Origin of the sequence: Stieleria magnilauensis (assembly GCA_007753675.1) — a bacterium.
GTDB lineage: Bacteria > Planctomycetota > Planctomycetia > Pirellulales > Pirellulaceae > Stieleria > Stieleria magnilauensis.
Genome location: CP036432.1, coordinates 4,573,392 through 4,590,315, shown reverse-complemented (window position 1 = coordinate 4,590,315; position 16,924 = coordinate 4,573,392). Strand labels below are relative to the sequence as shown.

General features: G+C 59.3%; 11 protein-coding genes. 3 read left to right on the top strand and 8 right to left on the bottom strand.

Annotated elements, in window-relative coordinates; genetic code table 11:
• Positions 1-194: 194 nt before the first annotated feature.
• On the bottom strand, positions 195-1,475 hold the full coding sequence (locus TBK1r_RS16105) for a 6-phosphofructokinase (RefSeq protein ID WP_095736999.1): 1,281 nt from the start codon (positions 1,473-1,475) through the stop codon (positions 195-197).
• Between the two features lie 487 nt (positions 1,476-1,962).
• Here TBK1r_RS16105 and TBK1r_RS16100 point away from each other — a divergent pair, with 487 nt between their 5' ends.
• On the top strand, positions 1,963-2,661 hold the full coding sequence (locus TBK1r_RS16100; protein WP_145212603.1) for a hypothetical protein: 699 nt from the start codon (positions 1,963-1,965) through the stop codon (positions 2,659-2,661).
• 58 nt (positions 2,662-2,719) lie between these two features.
• On the opposite strand, the gene TBK1r_RS16095 is transcribed toward TBK1r_RS16100, so the two are convergent.
• The 6 genes from TBK1r_RS16095 to TBK1r_RS16070 all read right to left on the bottom strand — a co-directional run bounded on the left by TBK1r_RS16095 (position 2,720) and on the right by TBK1r_RS16070 (position 11,917).
• Positions 2,720-3,556 carry a class I SAM-dependent methyltransferase gene (locus TBK1r_RS16095; protein ID WP_145212600.1) on the bottom strand — a complete coding sequence of 279 codons (837 nt, stop codon included), beginning with the start codon at positions 3,554-3,556 and terminating at the stop codon, positions 2,720-2,722.
• Between the two features lie 21 nt (positions 3,557-3,577).
• Positions 3,578-4,720 carry a helix-turn-helix domain-containing protein gene (locus TBK1r_RS16090; protein WP_145212597.1) on the bottom strand — a complete coding sequence of 381 codons (1,143 nt, stop codon included), beginning with the start codon at positions 4,718-4,720 and terminating at the stop codon, positions 3,578-3,580.
• Between the two features lie 153 nt (positions 4,721-4,873).
• A complete protein-coding gene (locus tag TBK1r_RS16085) occupies positions 4,874-6,292 on the bottom strand; it encodes an APC family permease (protein ID WP_145212594.1) in 1,419 nt (472 codons plus the stop codon).
• 20 nt (positions 6,293-6,312) lie between these two features.
• A complete protein-coding gene (locus TBK1r_RS16080; protein ID WP_145212591.1) occupies positions 6,313-7,785 on the bottom strand; it encodes a DUF1501 domain-containing protein in 1,473 nt (490 codons plus the stop codon).
• 12 nt (positions 7,786-7,797) lie between these two features.
• On the bottom strand, positions 7,798-11,361 hold the full coding sequence (locus TBK1r_RS16075) for a PSD1 and planctomycete cytochrome C domain-containing protein (RefSeq protein WP_145212588.1): 3,564 nt from the start codon (positions 11,359-11,361) through the stop codon (positions 7,798-7,800).
• A 76-nt stretch (positions 11,362-11,437) separates the two neighbouring features.
• Complete coding sequence (locus tag TBK1r_RS16070) at positions 11,438-11,917, bottom strand: DUF1499 domain-containing protein (RefSeq protein WP_419581404.1); 480 nt, start codon at positions 11,915-11,917, stop codon at positions 11,438-11,440.
• A gap of 100 nt (positions 11,918-12,017) precedes the next feature.
• Here TBK1r_RS16070 and TBK1r_RS16065 point away from each other — a divergent pair, with 100 nt between their 5' ends.
• The gene (locus TBK1r_RS16065; RefSeq protein ID WP_145212585.1) at positions 12,018-13,322 is read left to right on the top strand and encodes a replication-associated recombination protein A; all 1,305 of its coding nucleotides are present in this window, start codon (positions 12,018-12,020) and stop codon (positions 13,320-13,322) included.
• Positions 13,323-13,483: 161 nt separating this feature from the next.
• Here the strand turns inward: TBK1r_RS16065 and TBK1r_RS16060 are convergent, their stop codons facing one another.
• A complete protein-coding gene (locus TBK1r_RS16060) occupies positions 13,484-14,800 on the bottom strand; it encodes a transposase (protein ID WP_419581403.1) in 1,317 nt (438 codons plus the stop codon).
• 558 nt (positions 14,801-15,358) lie between these two features.
• Here TBK1r_RS16060 and TBK1r_RS16055 point away from each other — a divergent pair.
• The gene (locus TBK1r_RS16055; RefSeq protein WP_419581402.1) at positions 15,359-16,834 is read left to right on the top strand and encodes an O-antigen ligase family protein; all 1,476 of its coding nucleotides are present in this window, start codon (positions 15,359-15,361) and stop codon (positions 16,832-16,834) included.
• Positions 16,835-16,924 lie beyond the last annotated feature (90 nt).

Below are 16,924 nucleotides of genomic sequence, written 5' to 3'. Positions count from 1 at the left end.
CCATGCGCTGCGGAAACCGTTCCACGGCGTTTGCCCAACGGGCATTGACAACATAGCCTGGGGTAAGGGAGCGAGCGCAGCGGAGTGACCGCCACCCCAGGAAAGAAAGCCCAGACCCTCTTTCCCCCTTTCGATCTGCCGGCGGCCTTGCCGCCGGCAGATCGAAAGGGGGAGGTCTTCGGTAGCCGACTGGATCAGCTGTCGGTGCAGGTTTCCAGGAACCGAGCCAGACGGTGGAAGTCGCTGCCGGGTTCGATGAAGCGAACTTTCGTGACCAGCGTTTGGGGATCGACCAGCTTGTTGAACGGCACGTAGTGCAGGTCCAGTTGACCGGAGACCGAGACCATCACGCCGTTGAGTTTCTCTTCCACGAGGGCACGGTACGCACCGACGCCGAGTTGCGAGCCGAGCATCACGTCGTAAGCGTGGGGCGGCGCACAGCGCGCTTCATAGCCGAGTTGCAGGCCGTTGACCTTGCGTGCTTTGCCGGTTCGCGCCGTGTAGGCTTTCGCGAGCAGTCCGCTCAGCAATGCGCCCAGGTTGATCGCGGAGATGTTGATGTGTCCGTGGTCATCACGGGAAACGCCTTCCAAGTATTTCGCGGGCAAGAATTCCGCCAGGCCTTCGGCGACGACGATGGTTCCGTACTCGCGGCCTTCGCGTTCGCGGGCGACCATCATGTCGACCATCTTGTCGATCACCTTGTCCAGCACCATGATCTTGCGTGGTTTGCCGGTTTCCGGATCCACCTCTTCGGCTGCCAAGTCGCCGGCGATGTCTTCGACGCTCATCACCAAACTGCCTTCACCGGCGATCGCCGCGCCATAGGCCAACCAGCCCGCGCTGCGTCCCATCGCTTCGCACAGGAAGTACGCCTTTCCGGCTGCGGCGTCGTAATTCAAGTTGCGAATCTCTTCGGCCAACGTTTCCACGGCGGTGAAGAACCCGAACGTGAAATCGATTCCGCTGTAGTCGTTGTCGATCGTCTTGGGCAGGTGGATGACCGGGAACCGCCGCGCGTCGCCGGGCAGGTTGTCCTGGAACATTTTTAATTTGTTGGCCGTCTTCAGCGTGTCGTCACCGCCGATCGAAATCAACGCGTCGATTTCGAGGGAACACAGGCCTTCGTAAACACGTCGCAGCGGCGCGACCAGTTCGGGGTCTTTCAAGTGCTCGGGGCTGCTGACATGTTTTCCGGGGTTGGTGCGGGCGGTCCCGATCATGATGCCACGACTGCTGCGGGCGTGGGTCAGCGATTCGTGGGTGAAGCGTAAGTAGTCGACGCCTTCTTGCAGCGGGCCTGCGGCGGTGTAATCGGCCAGACGACTGTAGCCGTGCTTGATCCCGAAAACCTGCGAGCCTTCTTCCAGGAATGAAAACGCAGCCGTCGAAATCACCGCGTTGGCAGCCGGCGCGGGGCCTCCGGCAAACAGAATGGCAACGCGTTTGATATCCAGGGTGTGATGGTCTGGCATGGTGTTCATTACTCGACAGGGAAGGGAGGGTTGTTTCTATGCAAAAGGGGCCGACGCAGATTCCATCGATGGGGCGGTTCGGACCGTCAAAGCGGGATTGGGAAGGGAAGTCGTCAGGGGGAGATTTTAGAGATGCCGCGATCAACGCCAAGCCGTTAAGGCGATTCGGCGGCTTTCGACACGACAAACCGGGGTTGAGGGACGGAAAAGTCACCCAGATTACCGCGTTTGAGCCATCCTGCCCCGCTTTCGAGCTGAATTCTCAACGATTGGCGCGTAAAACGCGAAGAATAGGCAAACAAAAAAAAGGGTGCCCCAGCCGATTCGGCTTCTTCGTTGTCGCGTCGCGCTAAAAGCTTGCAGTCCGGCGCCGGATCAATCAAGATCTCCCCTGCCTCGATCACGTCGACCTGCCGATCCGGCCGGGCCGATTGCGTGACGCGGCATCCTTCTCTTTCGCACGGTTGGCACGATCCGGATACTCACGATGACTTGGCACACTCCATCTGGCGACCGGTATCTGGTTGGTGAGGAGGCGGAGTTGGTGCGTGACTCGCTCGCAACCATGGTTCAGGAACTGGCCAGTTGTCGCGAAACCGAGGAAGAGCCGTGGGCGTATGGCGTCACGTTGTTCGATGAATTGACTTGGCAACAGCAACTCGCGGTGCTCGATTTGTTGGCCACCAATCTGTTGCAGGAAACCGACCAGACACTTGAGTTGAGCGGCATCAACGAAGCGGCCGTCGCGGCGGTCTATCAAAATATCATCCAGCAAATCGAGCTTGAGATCGAATTGCATCCGGTCTCGCCGGAGGAATTCCGATGCCGCTGGCGACAAGCCGCATTGGACGCCTTTCTGGAAAACGAAGACGACGACGTGCTACGTCAGGAAGAGCGTTTGCAAGACGCCGACCAGAAATCGGTGTTTGACATCGAGGTGGATTCGCTGGAGGTCGATCGTTGGAGCTGGCTGGTCGAAATGCTGGCCGACCGCGTCCTCTGGGACCGCGATTTCGAAATGGTCAACGTGATGATCGATGCCCCGCCCGAGCGCGCCGCCGCCATGCGTGCCGCCCTCGGGATCCACGCCGGCTATTACACCGCCATCGCCCCCGACCCGACCGACCGTCAAGTCGACTCGTTGTTTGAGTCGCTTGAGCAATTGACCCGGGCGAAACCGAGGTAGTGGCGTAAGCTTCCAGCTTGCGTCCCCTCAGCTGCAAGCTGGAAGCTGACGCCACTGGTTAGTTGATGGCGACGATGTAGCAGATCCAGCTGGGGTCGCTGTCGGCTGCCCCGCAGCGATACCATCCGCCATCGAGTTCCGGATCGTCTTCGTTCTCGCGTTCCCAATAAACGTGGCTCTCCCGAAATCCGGCTTCGGCCAGCATCTCGCGGACTTCGGGAATCGTCCAGAACCGCCAATGGTATTCAAAGGCCCGTTTCAGTTTGCTGCCGTCGGGGAACTTGAATGAGATCGAAAAACTCGCGTCGGCGGTGATCGGGTTGAAGGATTCCTGTTTCCAGTGATAGTCGAACCCTTTCTTGCCTTTTTTGATCGTCCGCTTGTCGGTGTGGTCTTCGTTGAAGCATTCACCGCCGCCCATCATGTCCATGACCATGATGCCCTGATCGTTCAGGTGAGAACGGGCGATCTTGAAGTACTCGACGACTTCGGGGCGGGTTTTAAAGATCCAGAACGAGAAATTCTGGGCGGCCAAGACGTCGGCCGGTTCGGTGTTGCCGTCGCGAACGTCTTGTTCGAGCAGCGTGACGCGTTTCCGCTGAGCCGGTTTTAATTGGGCCAGATTATGATCGCGTCCCCATTGCAGCGTTTCGCTGCAGAAATCGACGCCGACTGCGGTGCGGCGGGGGCTCGACGCGACCCACTTGCAACACACCGCGAAGGTGCCGCAAAAGTCTTCACGAAGCGTCAGAGGTTTGCGTTTATAGGCCTCGCGATAGGCTTGTTCAAAGAATTCAACCTCATGTTCGGGGGTCTGTACCGATTGTTGATAGAGGTCGAACTTGTCCGCCGTCGCCGCCATCGTGGGCGACGACTTGGATTTTGATTTTGCCATGTTGTCAATTCAATGGTGGGATTATCGCCGCGCCAGTCGACGCGAGATCGCCTTGGTCGGCAGCGGCATGATCTCAGCCGGGCCGCTGGGATTGAACAGCGCGTCGTCTCGGGTCTGTTCGTCTTCGGGTTGCTCATAGGTGACCAGGTAGGCGCCGATGATGTCGCCGCCTTTCTCGTAGACCGGCGGCCAGAACTCTTCGCCGCGAATCGCCAACGTCCGGGCCAACAGCCGCGTCGCACGTCCGGAGAATCCGCTGAGCACCATATCGAGTCGACCGAGCGCTTCACGGTAAATGTAGAACACCATTGCGGTGTCCTTGTTCGTGCCGCCGGCAAATTCCCAGGTTCCGTCGTCTTTTTCGTAGTAGAAACCCGGTTCGGGCGCGTCTTCGTTCTTGCTCAACCGCGTGCCCGCCGAAGCGCTGTCGGGTTTGGGGTCGGAATCTCGGTAGCGCAGAAAGAACGGACAGGAACGTGCCGACACATCATCGACGTCGTCTTCGGTCACAAACGGCGTGCAGCCGAACACGTCGGAGAACAGCAGTTCGACGACCGGGTTGCTCTTGATGCTGCCGATGCAGATCATGCCGCGGTCGCCCGTCGCATCGACAAACCCGTCAAAGACTTCGTCCGCCCGCTCTCGCACGTCGGTCGGATCGACCTGGCCCGGACTCCAGACCAGTGTCTGTTGGAATCGGTCGGGCATGGGGACTTCGCGTCCGGATCCTTCGTCGCCGTCCTGCTCCTTGTGCTTGGCGACGCCGCCGAGTGTCGACACGCCACTGAGGACTTCGCCGACCAGAACCGAATCGCTGGCGACCACCGAAGCTCCTTCGGGAGTCGCGTTGGCATCGGTCGCCCGAACCCCCACGATGATTTCAATTTCTTTCCGCCGCGCGATCAGCTCCCAAAAGTTCTCCGGATTGACCGCAAACAGCGCCCCGGGCAATTGGTCCGCGGTCGCATGCCCCTGGTCGATCAAGTAATCGCACAGACGCGACAGGGCATCCAGCGGGATGTACTTGGCCTCATTCTTCAACAGCGAAGCGACTTGGTGACGGTCTAAACCCGTGTGTTCCACAATCGATTTGATGGTCCCCGGACGTTTGCGACGGTCCGGGGTGTGGCCCAACAGTTCAGCCAAGCGAAATGCGTATCTCATAGTCGCGTCTATTTCGAGAGGTTTCAGTGAAAAGGTGGTCAGGCAAGTCGCTCGACCGGTGAACTCATTGCGGGGGGCATTCTCACTTTCCGTGGTAAGCCTCCCCACCCCGCTTGCCAAGACTCGCGTCTCGTGTTGCTGCGGGCAGGTGCGTTAGTTTCGTCGATCAACGAAGGCCCGACTACCCCACAGAAATCGGGACACCAAGTAAGCCGCGATCCCGATCCCAAGGGTGCCCAAACCCACCGTGGCTTGCAACGGAACCCGAATCGCCGTCAATGTCGCGATCCCCAATGTGCCCACGACGTAGATAAACGGCACCCACGGGTAGCCCCAGACCCGAACCGGATGCACGCCGTGGTTGCGAAACAGGAAAACCAGCGACCCACACAGGGCGGCGCAGATCGACAAGGTAAACCCCAAATAGTCCAGTTGTTCACGAAGCGTGCTGATGCAAATCACCACGATCGCCAAGCCGGCTTGGATCCAGATCGTCGGCAGCGATTCGACCGGTCCGGTAATGGTCGCGGCGCCAGTGTGTCCGCCGCGGCGACCGATCAACCAACGCGGCAACAGGCGATCGGCCGCCATTTTTTGATAGACCCTGGGCCCGGTCTGCATCAGGGCCAACACCGATGTTCCCAACCCCGCCAGGATCGCAATTCGCACCAAGGGACTGACCCATGACCCCCAAACCGATCCGCGGGCCTGGATCTGTCGACCGACCGATTCGGCCGCCAACGTCGCCACGTTGGGCTGCCCGGCGACATCAGCCGCCGGCGGGGCGTAGACGAAAATAATGTTCAACAGCAGGTACAGCACCGCCACCGCCACCGTGCCAAACAGCATCGCACGCGGCACATTCCGCGTCGGTTGCTCGATCTCGTCGGTCAGATAAACCGCCGCGTTGAATCCGCTGTAGCTGAGCGAAATCCACGTCAACGCGTTGGCGAACACCAACGCAAACGCCCAGTCGCCGCCTGACGTCGCCTCGGTCCCAGCGTCTACCCCTGCCTCGGACGCAGCAGCGACGTTGGTCCCCTGCCACGTCGAAAGCGTGCTGTAGGCGATCAGCACGAACAGCCCGATCAAAACCAGTTTGGCAATCACCACGCCATTTTGAATGTGCGTCCCACGCTTGAGCCCCAGACTGTGGACGATCGCCGCCAGCAAGACCAACACGATGGCGATCGTTCGATCGGGCAATGAGTCCAGCCATCCAAACCCCGCTCCCCGCGCGAACGATTCAAACGTCGTTGCGGCAAACGCCATCGCGCCGGTGAATCCGGCCAACAGCGAAACCCATCCGGCCATCATGCCGGCAGCGGGATGGATCGCGCGGGCCAGAAACAAGTATTCCCCACCCGATTCGGTGAACTGCTGGGCAAGTGCCCCGTAACACAACGCGCCGCAAATCGCGATCACTCCGCCGATCGCCCAGGCCGCGATCACGTACTGCGGCTCACCCAAGTCACCGAGCGTGAACCCGCTGGTCGTGTAAACCCCGGCGCCGATCATGCTGGCCGCTACGACAGCGGCCGCCGAAGGCGCGTTCATTTTGGGATGCGACAAAGATCTATTCCTATGACGGTCTACGCCAACACCTGGCGGACGACGTCGCCACCTTCAACCCCGGTCAGACGTTGATCGAGTCCCTTGAACGCATAGGTGAATCGATCCGAATCGATTCCCATCAGATGCAAGATCGTGGCATTGAGATCACGGATGTGGACGGGATTCTCGGTCACGTTGTAACTGAATTCATCGGTCGCGCCGTGGACCACGCCGCCTTGGATCCCCGCCCCGGCCAGCCAGACGGAAAAACACTTGGGGTGGTGGTCTCGGCCGTAGTTGGTTTTGGTCAAGCTTCCTTGACAATAGATCGTTCGTCCAAACTCGCCGCCCCATACCACCAGCGTGTCATCGATCATGCCGCGTTGGCGAAGGTCTTTCAGCAGTGCCGAACAGGGGCGGTCGATGTCTTTGCACTGATTGGGCAAATCCTTGGGCAGGTTGCCGTGTTGGTCCCAGCCACGATGAAAGATCTGGGTGAAACGCACGCCGCGTTCGGCCATTCGGCGAGCCATCAAGCAGCAATTGGCAAACGTTCCCGGCGTGGTCACGTCATCACCGTACATGTCCAAGATGTACTTCGGCTCGTCGCTGATGTTGGCCAGATCCGGCACACTGGTCTGCATCCGGAACGCCATCTCGTACTGTGCGATGCGGGCGTCGGTTTCCGGGTCGCCGATCGATTCGGCGGTGACTCGATTCAAACGCGCCAACGAGTCCAGCATCTCGCGACGCAGTTTCGAATCGACGCCCTTGGGGTTGGACAGATACAAGACCGGATCACCAGCGCTGCGCAGCGCCACGCCTTGATACTTGCTGGGCAAGAAACCGCTTCCCCAAAGCCGGTTGTAGAGCGCTTGGGCCTCTTTCCGTCCGGTCCACGATGCAGTCATGACCAGGAAGTCGGGCAGATTTTCGTTTTCGGTTCCCAGGCCGTAGCTGAGCCAAGACCCCAAACTGGCTTTGCCCGGCAACTGGTCGCCGGTGCAAATGTAGGTGATCGCGGGGTCATGATTGATCGCTTCGGTGTGCATCGATTTGATCAACGCGATTTCGTCGACGTGTTTCGCCGTGTGTGGCAACAACTCGCTGACCATCGTTCCGTTTTCACCGTGCGGCGAAAAGTTGTAGATGCTCGGCGCGATCGGAAATCGAGCTTGCCCGCTGGTCATCGTCGTCAACCGCTGACCCTGGCGAATGGAATCCGGCAGGTCCTTGTCGAACCAGTCGGCCATGGTCGGCTTGTGGTCCCACAGATCCATCTGGCTGGGTGCCCCCGACATAAACAAATAGATCGCCCGTTTCGCTTTGGGTTCGTGGTGCGGCAATTCGGGCAGTCCGCCCTTGGCCGTCTCGGACCGATAATCCGATACCCTGGGCGCGGCTTCGGCGCGGGTGTCCAACGACGCCAACGCCGCGGCGCCCAATCCCGCCGCGGATTGCGAGAACAGCGAACGTCGATTCAAGCGGATCAATCGTTGCTTAGCATTCATCGTTCAGTTCTCCTACTTGCTGACCACTTCGTCCAAGTTCAACAGCGTGCTGGCGATCATCATCCAGGCCGCATGCTCACTCGGTTCGATCTTGTCGAATTTAATTTCGTCGACCGACAACAGATCCGCCGCAGCGGACGTGTCGTCGCGGTAGTGTTTTTGCACCTTGTCCAGCAGCGAAACCAACTCGTGGACTTCCGCGGCGACAGGTTTTCGGGCGGTCACCGTTTCGAACAACCAAGCCAACTTGTCCGACGGATCCTCCAGATCACACTCGACGTGGGCGCGAACCGCCAAGTGCTTTGCCGCCTGCAAGTATTGATGCTCGTTCATCAGCAACAAGGCTTGCAGCGGCGTGTTGGTCCGTTCCCGCCGCGCCGTGCACGACTCGCGACTGGGCGCATCGAAGGTGGACATCTGCGGCGGGGCACTGGTGCGTTTCCAGAAGATGTAAACACTGCGGCGAAGCTGTTTCTCCAGTTCCGCGTCCGCTTTGAAATTCGCGGTGTTGCTCCGCGTGTAACCGACGGCGTACCACAGCCCAGACGGTTGCGGCGGTTTGACGCTCGGACCGCCCAGTCGCGGATTCAACAGTCCTGCCAACGCCAAGGCCTGATCACGAAGCACTTCGGCGTCCAGGCGATGCCGTGGACCGCGTGCCAGAAATCGATTCTCCGGATCGATCGCAAGATTCTCCGGACTGACCGCGGCGTCACGTCGGTAGGCGCGACTGGTCACCATCAATTTGACCAGCCGCTTGGTGTCCCAACCGCTTTCGATGAAATCGACCGCCAGGTAATCGAGTAGCTCGGGATGACTGGGCGGCTGACCCTGGCTGCCGAAATCTTCACTGGACTTGACCAATCCGCTGCCGAAGATCGATTGCCAGAAACGATTCACCGCGACACGCGACGTCAACGGGTGCTCCGGCGTGACCAGCCACGTGGCTAAACCCAATCGGTCGCGCGGCAGGTCGTCGGCCATCGGCGGCAGAAACTCGGGGACACGTCGCGAGACGGTATCGCCCGGTTGATCATACTGGCCTCGGACCAGCACCTTGGCTTCACGCGGTTGGTCCAGTTCCTTCCAAACCAATGTCGTCGCGATCTGGCCTTCCAGCTTTTCTTTCTCCGCTTCGGCGCCCTTGACCATGTCTTGCAGCACCAACCAATCCGGGTGCGTGCATTGGACTTCACGATAGTAGGCACGTAGCGATGCCGCTTGCTCCGGTGTTCGTTCACTCGGTTTCTGAGACGAGAGTTCCACGATTCCCTTTGGCAGCGGGATCGCAGCGGACCGATAGGCGTAGGCGAACTGCGCGGTGCGACCGAGCGAGACGGTCTTGATGTACAAGTCGTTGTGCCCTTTCTTCAACTCCAACGTGTACGTCTTGGCCAGCGGGTTGATCGGACCGGTGCGTTCGGACTGCGCAATCCGTTTCTTGTTCAAGAACACGACGTGACTGTCGCTGGTCCCCAGTAGCAGATCGATCGACTGTTTCTTGGGCGATTGCAACGTTTGGTGGATTAAGTTGACTGCGACGCTCTCGCCGGCAACGGGCAAGGTATGAATCGCAACCGGGGTCCAATCGTTCCGCAATTCCCAGCCGTACGTTTTGTCTTCGTATTGAAAAGTTTCCTCGGCTTTGAAGTCCTCTTGTTGGGAACCGAAACTGCGGTAGATGCCCGGGTTGGAACTTTCCACGGGGAACGGGCCGACGCTATGAAGATCACCGACGGTGATCTGGTCCTTGATCGGAACCGAGACTGCGGCTTCGGACAACTGGAAGCGGACGGCATAGAACTGATGCTTGGCAAACTGTGACAGGTACTCCAGCCGAATTCGAATCTGGTCGTGGCCGCGTTCGATTCGCTCGGCCAGGTCGGCAATGGCGAACGACGCGTTGCGGCCTCCGGTTTGTTGGTGCCCGGCGATCGCCCAGCCCTCGGTCGCATGTCGGTTTCCGTCGATCGCCAGGCCGACCGCAAAATTGCCGTCCTGCTGTTCGATGTCAGCCAGCGCCGAGCGAATCGGCAAGGGGTCCCATTCGGCCTCGCTCTCCGACGATCGTTGCCGTGTTTCCACTTCGATCTCCGTCAGCACGGCGTTGCCGTTGGGCGAGACGCCCGCGCGATCGGTCTTGGGATCGGGGGAGACTTCCAATTGCAGCGATTGCCAATGACCGCCGGCCAAGGACGGGGCCAGCGGGGCGGTGATGGTTTGCACGTCTCGGTCGGCAACGGTGTCACCGACACGAACGTTGCCGTCGGCTTCGATCACCAACTCAGTGCCGAATTTGGAGTCCACTGCGCTCGGAGAGAGCAATTCGATTCGGGGGGAAAGTTCGTCCTCGTCCTTCCCGCTCAAGCCGGCTTCCCAAATCCGCTGGGCGGCATCGACCGATTCGATCGGCTCACGCATTTCGCGACGCAGTTCCGCGATCTGCTGGTCCAACGCGGCAAGTTCCGCGGACTGTGCGTCATTCGGCACGCGGATGACGGGCGCCGGATCCTTTTTGTTTTCGTCCAACGCCCTTCCGTCCAGGCTGTTGAAGAACGCGAACAGCGAGTAGTACTCTTTCTGGGAAATCGGATCGAACTTGTGATCGTGACAGACCGCGCACTGCGTGGTCATTCCCAGGAAGACGGTTCCGAACGCATCGGTGCGGTCGATCACGTTGCGGGCGAACACCTCGTCATAAATCGATCCGCCCTCGTTTGTGGTGACGTTCAATCGGTTGAATCCGCTGGCGATTTTCTGTGACAGCGTCGCATCGGGTAGCAAGTCGCCGGCCAATTGCTCGGTCACGAATTGATCAAACGGCATGTTTTGGTTGAACGCATCGATGACCCAATCGCGATACGGCCACATCTCGCGATAGTTGTCCAAGTGCAAGCCGTGGGTGTCGGCGTAACGGACCAGGTCCAACCAATAGCGTCCGAAATGTTGGCCGAAGGCGGGCGAGGCGAGCAGTTCGTCGACCAATCGATCGATGTCCAGTTTGCCTGCGGCGAGTCGATCGATCTGGTCACGCGTCGGCGGCAAACCCGTCAAATCCAAACACAGTCGTCGCATCAACGTCGCATCATCGGCGAGGCCGCCCAGCGTGAGACCTTTCGCAACAGCTTTGGCGTCGATGAAATGATCGATCGGGTGCGACGCAGTGGGCGGGACATCGACTTTGACGGGGGGCTCGTACGCCCAATGGCCACGATACTCCGCTCCGCCAGCCACCCACGCTTCGAGCGTTTTTTTCTGTGCTTCGGTGAGGGGTTTGTTGAAGGCCGGGGGAGGCATCAACACGTCGTCGTCATCGCTCCGCAACCGCAAAACGAGTTCACTTTCGTCGACCGCGCCGGCTTGGACCACCGACAAGATTCCGTCGGCAGTGTCAAGCCTCAAGTCTGCCTGTCGCTCATGTTCATCGGGTCCATGACAGGCGAAACAATGGTCCGACAGGATCGGCCGGACATCGCGAGAAAAATCGGGAGCAGAATCGGCTGGAGATTCGCCCCGCACAAACGGCGATCCGCAAAGGGCCAGGACCGCCGCGGCGAAAAAGAATCGAATCGGCATCGGAGGGACACAAGGCGGGAAAGAAACGAAGGATTCACAAGTATACTCGATCAACCGAGAATGGGCCGCCACCGTTTCATCGATCTCTCAAGGCCGTCGTCAGCTCGATCAGATTCCTCGGATTTTGCCCCAGATCACCTTTGCCCACCCGCGATTGACTGGTGGCGTTGACGATCACGCTTTGGTTGGTGGCATCTTGCCCGGCGGGATGGGCGGTGAGTTCGACTTCGATGTCGTCGACGAATTTCATCACCGGCGTCGTGCGGGTCAATTGAATCCGCCGCCGGTCACCACCGGCTTGTTCCTCGGACACCCAATCCCACTTGGAATTCGTCTCGGTCCATTGTCGAATGCGATCCGCGGCGTCTTGGACACTGCCGTCGAGTTCGACCGGCCGAAGCTCCGGACGCGGGGCAGCGGGATCCAGGGCCGCTCGGTTTTGCGTCCAGTCACGTCCCCAATCGTCGATCCGCAGCACCACCGAACCGATGATCGCGACCGTGATGGCGAGCGCGACGCCCAGAGTGATCCATCCCATCATTTTGCTTTTCCGCATCTTGGTTTAGGGGTTCCCTTGTCGCCTGATCGTTCGGACAATTCGCCACACGCTCCCCAACTCGCACCCATTGCATTGCGTTATGGCTCATACGCCTTCGATGTTCCAATCCCAAGAAGACGACTTCTTGGAAGACGCCAAACCGCTAGCGGCGCGGATGCGTCCGACGTCGCTGAAAGAATACGTCGGTCAGCAGCACATTCTAGGGCCAGGGAAACTGCTGCGACGGATGGTCGATGCCGGGCGGTTGGGGTCGGTCATCTTGTCCGGACCACCCGGAACGGGCAAGACGACGCTGGCGCATCTGCTGGCCCAGGAAACCGGCAGCCGCTGCCGCCGGCTGAGTGCGGTCACCGGAGGGGTCAAGGAGGTGCGTGAAGCGTTGGCGTGGGCCACCGACTTGGTCGCCAGCGGTGAGCCCCGGCCGGTGTTGTTTATCGACGAGATTCATCGCTTTAGCAAAAGCCAGCAGGACGCGTTGCTGCCGGACGTCGAAGCCGGCATCGTTTCGCTGATCGGTGCGACGACCAGCAACCCCTATTTCGCCGTCAACGGGGCGCTGATCAGCCGCAGCCAGGTGTTCCAATTGGAAACGCTCTCCCCGACGGAGATCACCGAGTTGCTCCATCGGGCGCTGGCCGACGGCGAACGCGGGCTGGCGGCAACGGGAGCACGCGCCGACGACGAAGCGATCGCGTTCCTGGCGGATGTTTGCGAAGGCGACGCGCGACGGGCGCTCACGGCACTCGAAATCGCTGTCTCCAGCTCGCCGCAGCAGCCCCCCCTGGTCACCCGCGACGCGGCAGCCGAATCGATCGGCACCCGGATCGCAGGCTACGACGGCACCGGCGATGATCACTATGACCTGATCAGCGCCATGATCAAAAGCATCCGTGGCAGCGACGCCGACGCCGCAATCTATTGGCTCGCGCGGATGCTCGAAGGCGGCGAAGACCTGCGTTTCCTCTGTCGACGTCTGGTCATCCTGGCCAGCGAAGATGTCGGCAATGCCGACCCGGCCGCGCTGCCGATGGCGGTCGCTTGCATGCAGGCCTGTGAATGGGTCGGATTGCCGGAAAGCGAATACATGCTGTCCCAGACGGTGGCCTATTTGGCGCTGGCTCCCAAAAGCAACGCCGCCACGGTGGCCATCGGCGCGGCCCGCAAAGACGTTCGCGATCAAAAAATTGTCCCCGTGCCCCGACACCTGCGCGATTCGCATTCCGCCTCGGCCGAGCGTGAAGGTCGCGGCGAAGGGTATCTCTACAGCCACGACAGCCCCCACGGAATCGCAGCCCAAGAGTACTTGGGTGTCGATCGTTGTTACTACCAGCCGGTCGACCGAGGGTTTGAACGCGAACTGCGTGAGCGGAAGGCGTGGATCAGCAAGCGGTTGAAACCCTAGTGTTGAGCCTTGAGGCGATTCAGCCATCGTTGGTGTCTAGCCTTTAGGCGATTCCTTTTCGCTGCTACGCAGCGAAAAGGGGCGGCTGAAGCCTGCACACCAACACTCATGCTTGTGCGATTCAGCCATCGTTGGTGTCTAGCCTTTAGAGACCGTCCAGCTTAGGTGGCGGGCTTTGGCCCGCGTTTTTCGAGGTTGTACAGGGTCAGGGTGTTCTGCGCAACCGCGAGGAGTCCCACCTCGGGGCGCACTCGGTGCAGGCCACGTCCGTTTTGGGGCTCCTGATTGCGATGTAATTTTCCATCAGCGAACCGCCGTTCGATTACTTGGCCACGTAGTCGACCGCTCCGTTTGCCTTGCTCGCTCTCCATTTTCGTTTTTTGGGCATCAAGAACTCCTTGCTGACTTTGGCGAGCAACTGTGCGCCGCTTTGACTTGCCACCGATGCACCGAAAAGCAAGCGGGCAAGCCGAGCAGACCGAAGCAGATTGCTCAAAACGCAATTCACCAACGGTGCGACCACATGCACGCGGAACTTGGACCTCTTTGACGAATCTCATCTCATTTCCATTGGGACAAGTCATCGTGCGTGTGGATTCGTCGAAGCAAAAGTCTTTCGATGGAATCTGGATCTCACCGTTAGGAAGCTTGCGGGATGCTGCCGTGTTGTTCGGAACCGGAGCGAACAGATCGATGTTCTCGTTGGTGCAGTCTTGAAGATCGAGTATTGAACAGTATCCCGAGTCAGCATGGACCTTACGAAGTCGCCCAGCGGTCATTGCTTTTGTCTTCTGAATCATCGGAACTAACGTTCCATTGTCGTTGTTCTGCGCCCAAACCCCATAAGCGACAATCACGTCACTGGCACAGTCCGTCATGTACTGAACATTGTAAAGTGGACGAACCACCTTTTTTTTGTCTTTGCCAATCACGGCGTCGATATCAGCGGGGCTGATGACCATTCGCGACTCATCTTTCCGGTAGCGGCTGGGTTTGAGTCGATTTTTCCCAATATTTTCGAGCATTCGACGTTTCGCATCGGCAAGCCGACGGCGCTGGTCTTGGCGACCAACGGGCGTTTTGCCTACCCAATTCGGAATGGCTTTGACGCGTTTCGAAGAAGCTGTTTGATCGGGATCGTCGAGCTCTCGGATGATGCGTTTGAGCTTCGCTAGGCGACGATTGATTTGTTTGAGATTGAAGATTTTGTGACGCGAAGCGGCGGCGGCTGTAAAGGTACCGTCGATCGAACATTCGTGTGGATCGATCAGTTCCTTGTTGATCGCGTCGGTGACAAGAGATTGATGAACGTCATCAATAAACTTCCCGCATCGATCTCGGAAATCGTACCAGGCGGTACGTGAAGGACAGACGCCGTTGCCAACGAACTTACACTGATCGCGAGTGCTGGCATCCGAGTGCCATGCCGCCGGTGAAGTGACGCCTTTAAGAGTCTCGACCAAGGCAATGGCAAGCAAACATTCAGGGCGAAATGGCTTCGATCCAGTGCCGCGATACGCCGCGTGAAGCGAGTCAATATCGACTACGGCGATGGTTCTTAAAACCGCTTGGACATGGTTATCGTCAGCGAATCTCTCTCGGAGTTTTTCCCATTTCGGGTCTCCCGGACCGAGCGGATTCTCGCGGAATGCTATTTTTTTGAACGCGAATCATGGCTATCCTTGCCAATGGCCTGTCGTTTGGAGAAGAAAGCACTCGCACATTTAGTGCGAATCTCCTATAGCGGCGAGGCCATTTTTTTTGCCAGCAAATATCGCTCGTAAGCTGGACGGTCTCTTTAGGCGATTCGCTGTCGCTGCTACGCAGCGAAACGGGGCGGCTGAAGCCTGCACACCAACACTCATGCTCGTGCGCTGGCGATTCACGGTTTGGTTTGCCGACCGGGGTGACCTGGTAGCGGTTGTTCCCGATGCGCCGGCGAAACGCTCTGGGACACCCTCGGCCGCATGGGATTGCGTTCGAATTTCCGCCGGGCGAGATGCATCTGGCACCTATGGTTGGGAACCCGTTGTCACTTGTTTGCACCGAACAAACTCTCGGCGATCACCGCCGAGCGACAAACGCCCGCTTCCTTCGTGTTTCCGATGAACTTACTGGCTCTCCTGTTCGCACTCGCCGTCGTCGTCTGGCTGGTCCCGCTCATCAAAGACGGGCGTCTGGCCAGCATGCTGACGCTGCTGTTGTTGACCGGGACCGTGTTCGGACCTCCCTTCCTGGCCTTCGACGGGCCGATCCAGATCAGCTTGGACCGCATGCTGTGGGCGTTCCTGATCGGTTTGGCCGCCGTCCAGTGGCGACTCGGCAAACTGAAACTGTCGCCGGTCAATCGCGTCGATGTCTGCTTGTTGGTGTTCGTCGTCTACCTGTTCCAACGTAGCCGCGGTGGTGACCTGAGCGAGACGCTGGTCGATCCGACCGCCCGCTGGCTGTTTTATATCTTCATGCCGATCGCCGTTTACTGCGTCGCGCGGGTCACGCCGTTCCGCCGAAGCGACTTGTGGTGGTTGCTGCACGCGCTGATCGGATTGGGGGTCTATCTTTCCTTCACCGCGGTTTGTGAAGTCAAAGGGTGGCACGCCTTTGTGTATCCCAAACACATCCTCGACCCGGACGTTTGGATGTTTCTCGGCCGCGGTCGCGGACCGTTGTTAAACCCAGCGGGCAATGGATTCATCATCGGCGTCGCCATGGCCGCGGTCGCCGCCTGCTTCATCGGCAGCGATCGCCGGACCAAAGCGATCTACGCCGCGATCGGCGTGATCCTGTTGGTCGGCGGGTACGCGACGCTGACACGCAGTTGCTGGTTGGGGGTCGCCGGCGCGGTGGCAATTGTGGCAATGGTCCACAGTCCCCGTTGGGTGCGAGTGATCGGATTGGCCGCCATCGTGCTATTGGCCGGGGCGATGGCGATGGGTTTGAAAGAACAACTGATGGCATTCAAGCGTGACAAAGCGCTCTCCGCCGCCGATGCCGCCAAGTCGATTGAGCTTCGCCCCCTTTTGGCCACCGTCGCGTGGGAGATGTTTAAAGACAAACCGTTGACCGGTCACGGATACGGACAGTACTTCCAACGTCACGATGCGTACCACACGATTCGGGATTATGGTCTGCCGTTGGAACGCGTTCGATCCTACAGCCACCACAATGTCTTTCTGGCGTTCCTGGTCGATTCGGGCCTGATCGGATTGGGACTGTTCCTGGTGGTCCTCGTGACGCTGGCCGGCTACGGATGGCGGATGGCCACCGATGGTTCCTTGCCACTGGACCGGCGCCGGGTCGGACTCCTGACGGTCGGGATTCTGGCCTGCTACTTTCCCAACGCCATGTTCCACAACATGACCATCATCCCGATGGTGCAGGTCTTCTTGCTGGGAATCGGCGGCGTGGTCGTCGCGGTCTACGAAAACGGTTTCGTCAAAGACGAAGCGGAGGCAAAGCGGGCACTGGCTCCCACCAACGCAATTGGACACCGCGGCTGGGTGGGGAGGTAGGAAAATTTTGCAGGCAGGAAGATTCGCTTCGTTCAATGGAGGGTGTTTTTCACAATTTTCCTACCCCCGAAATCTTCTTACCCGATCCGC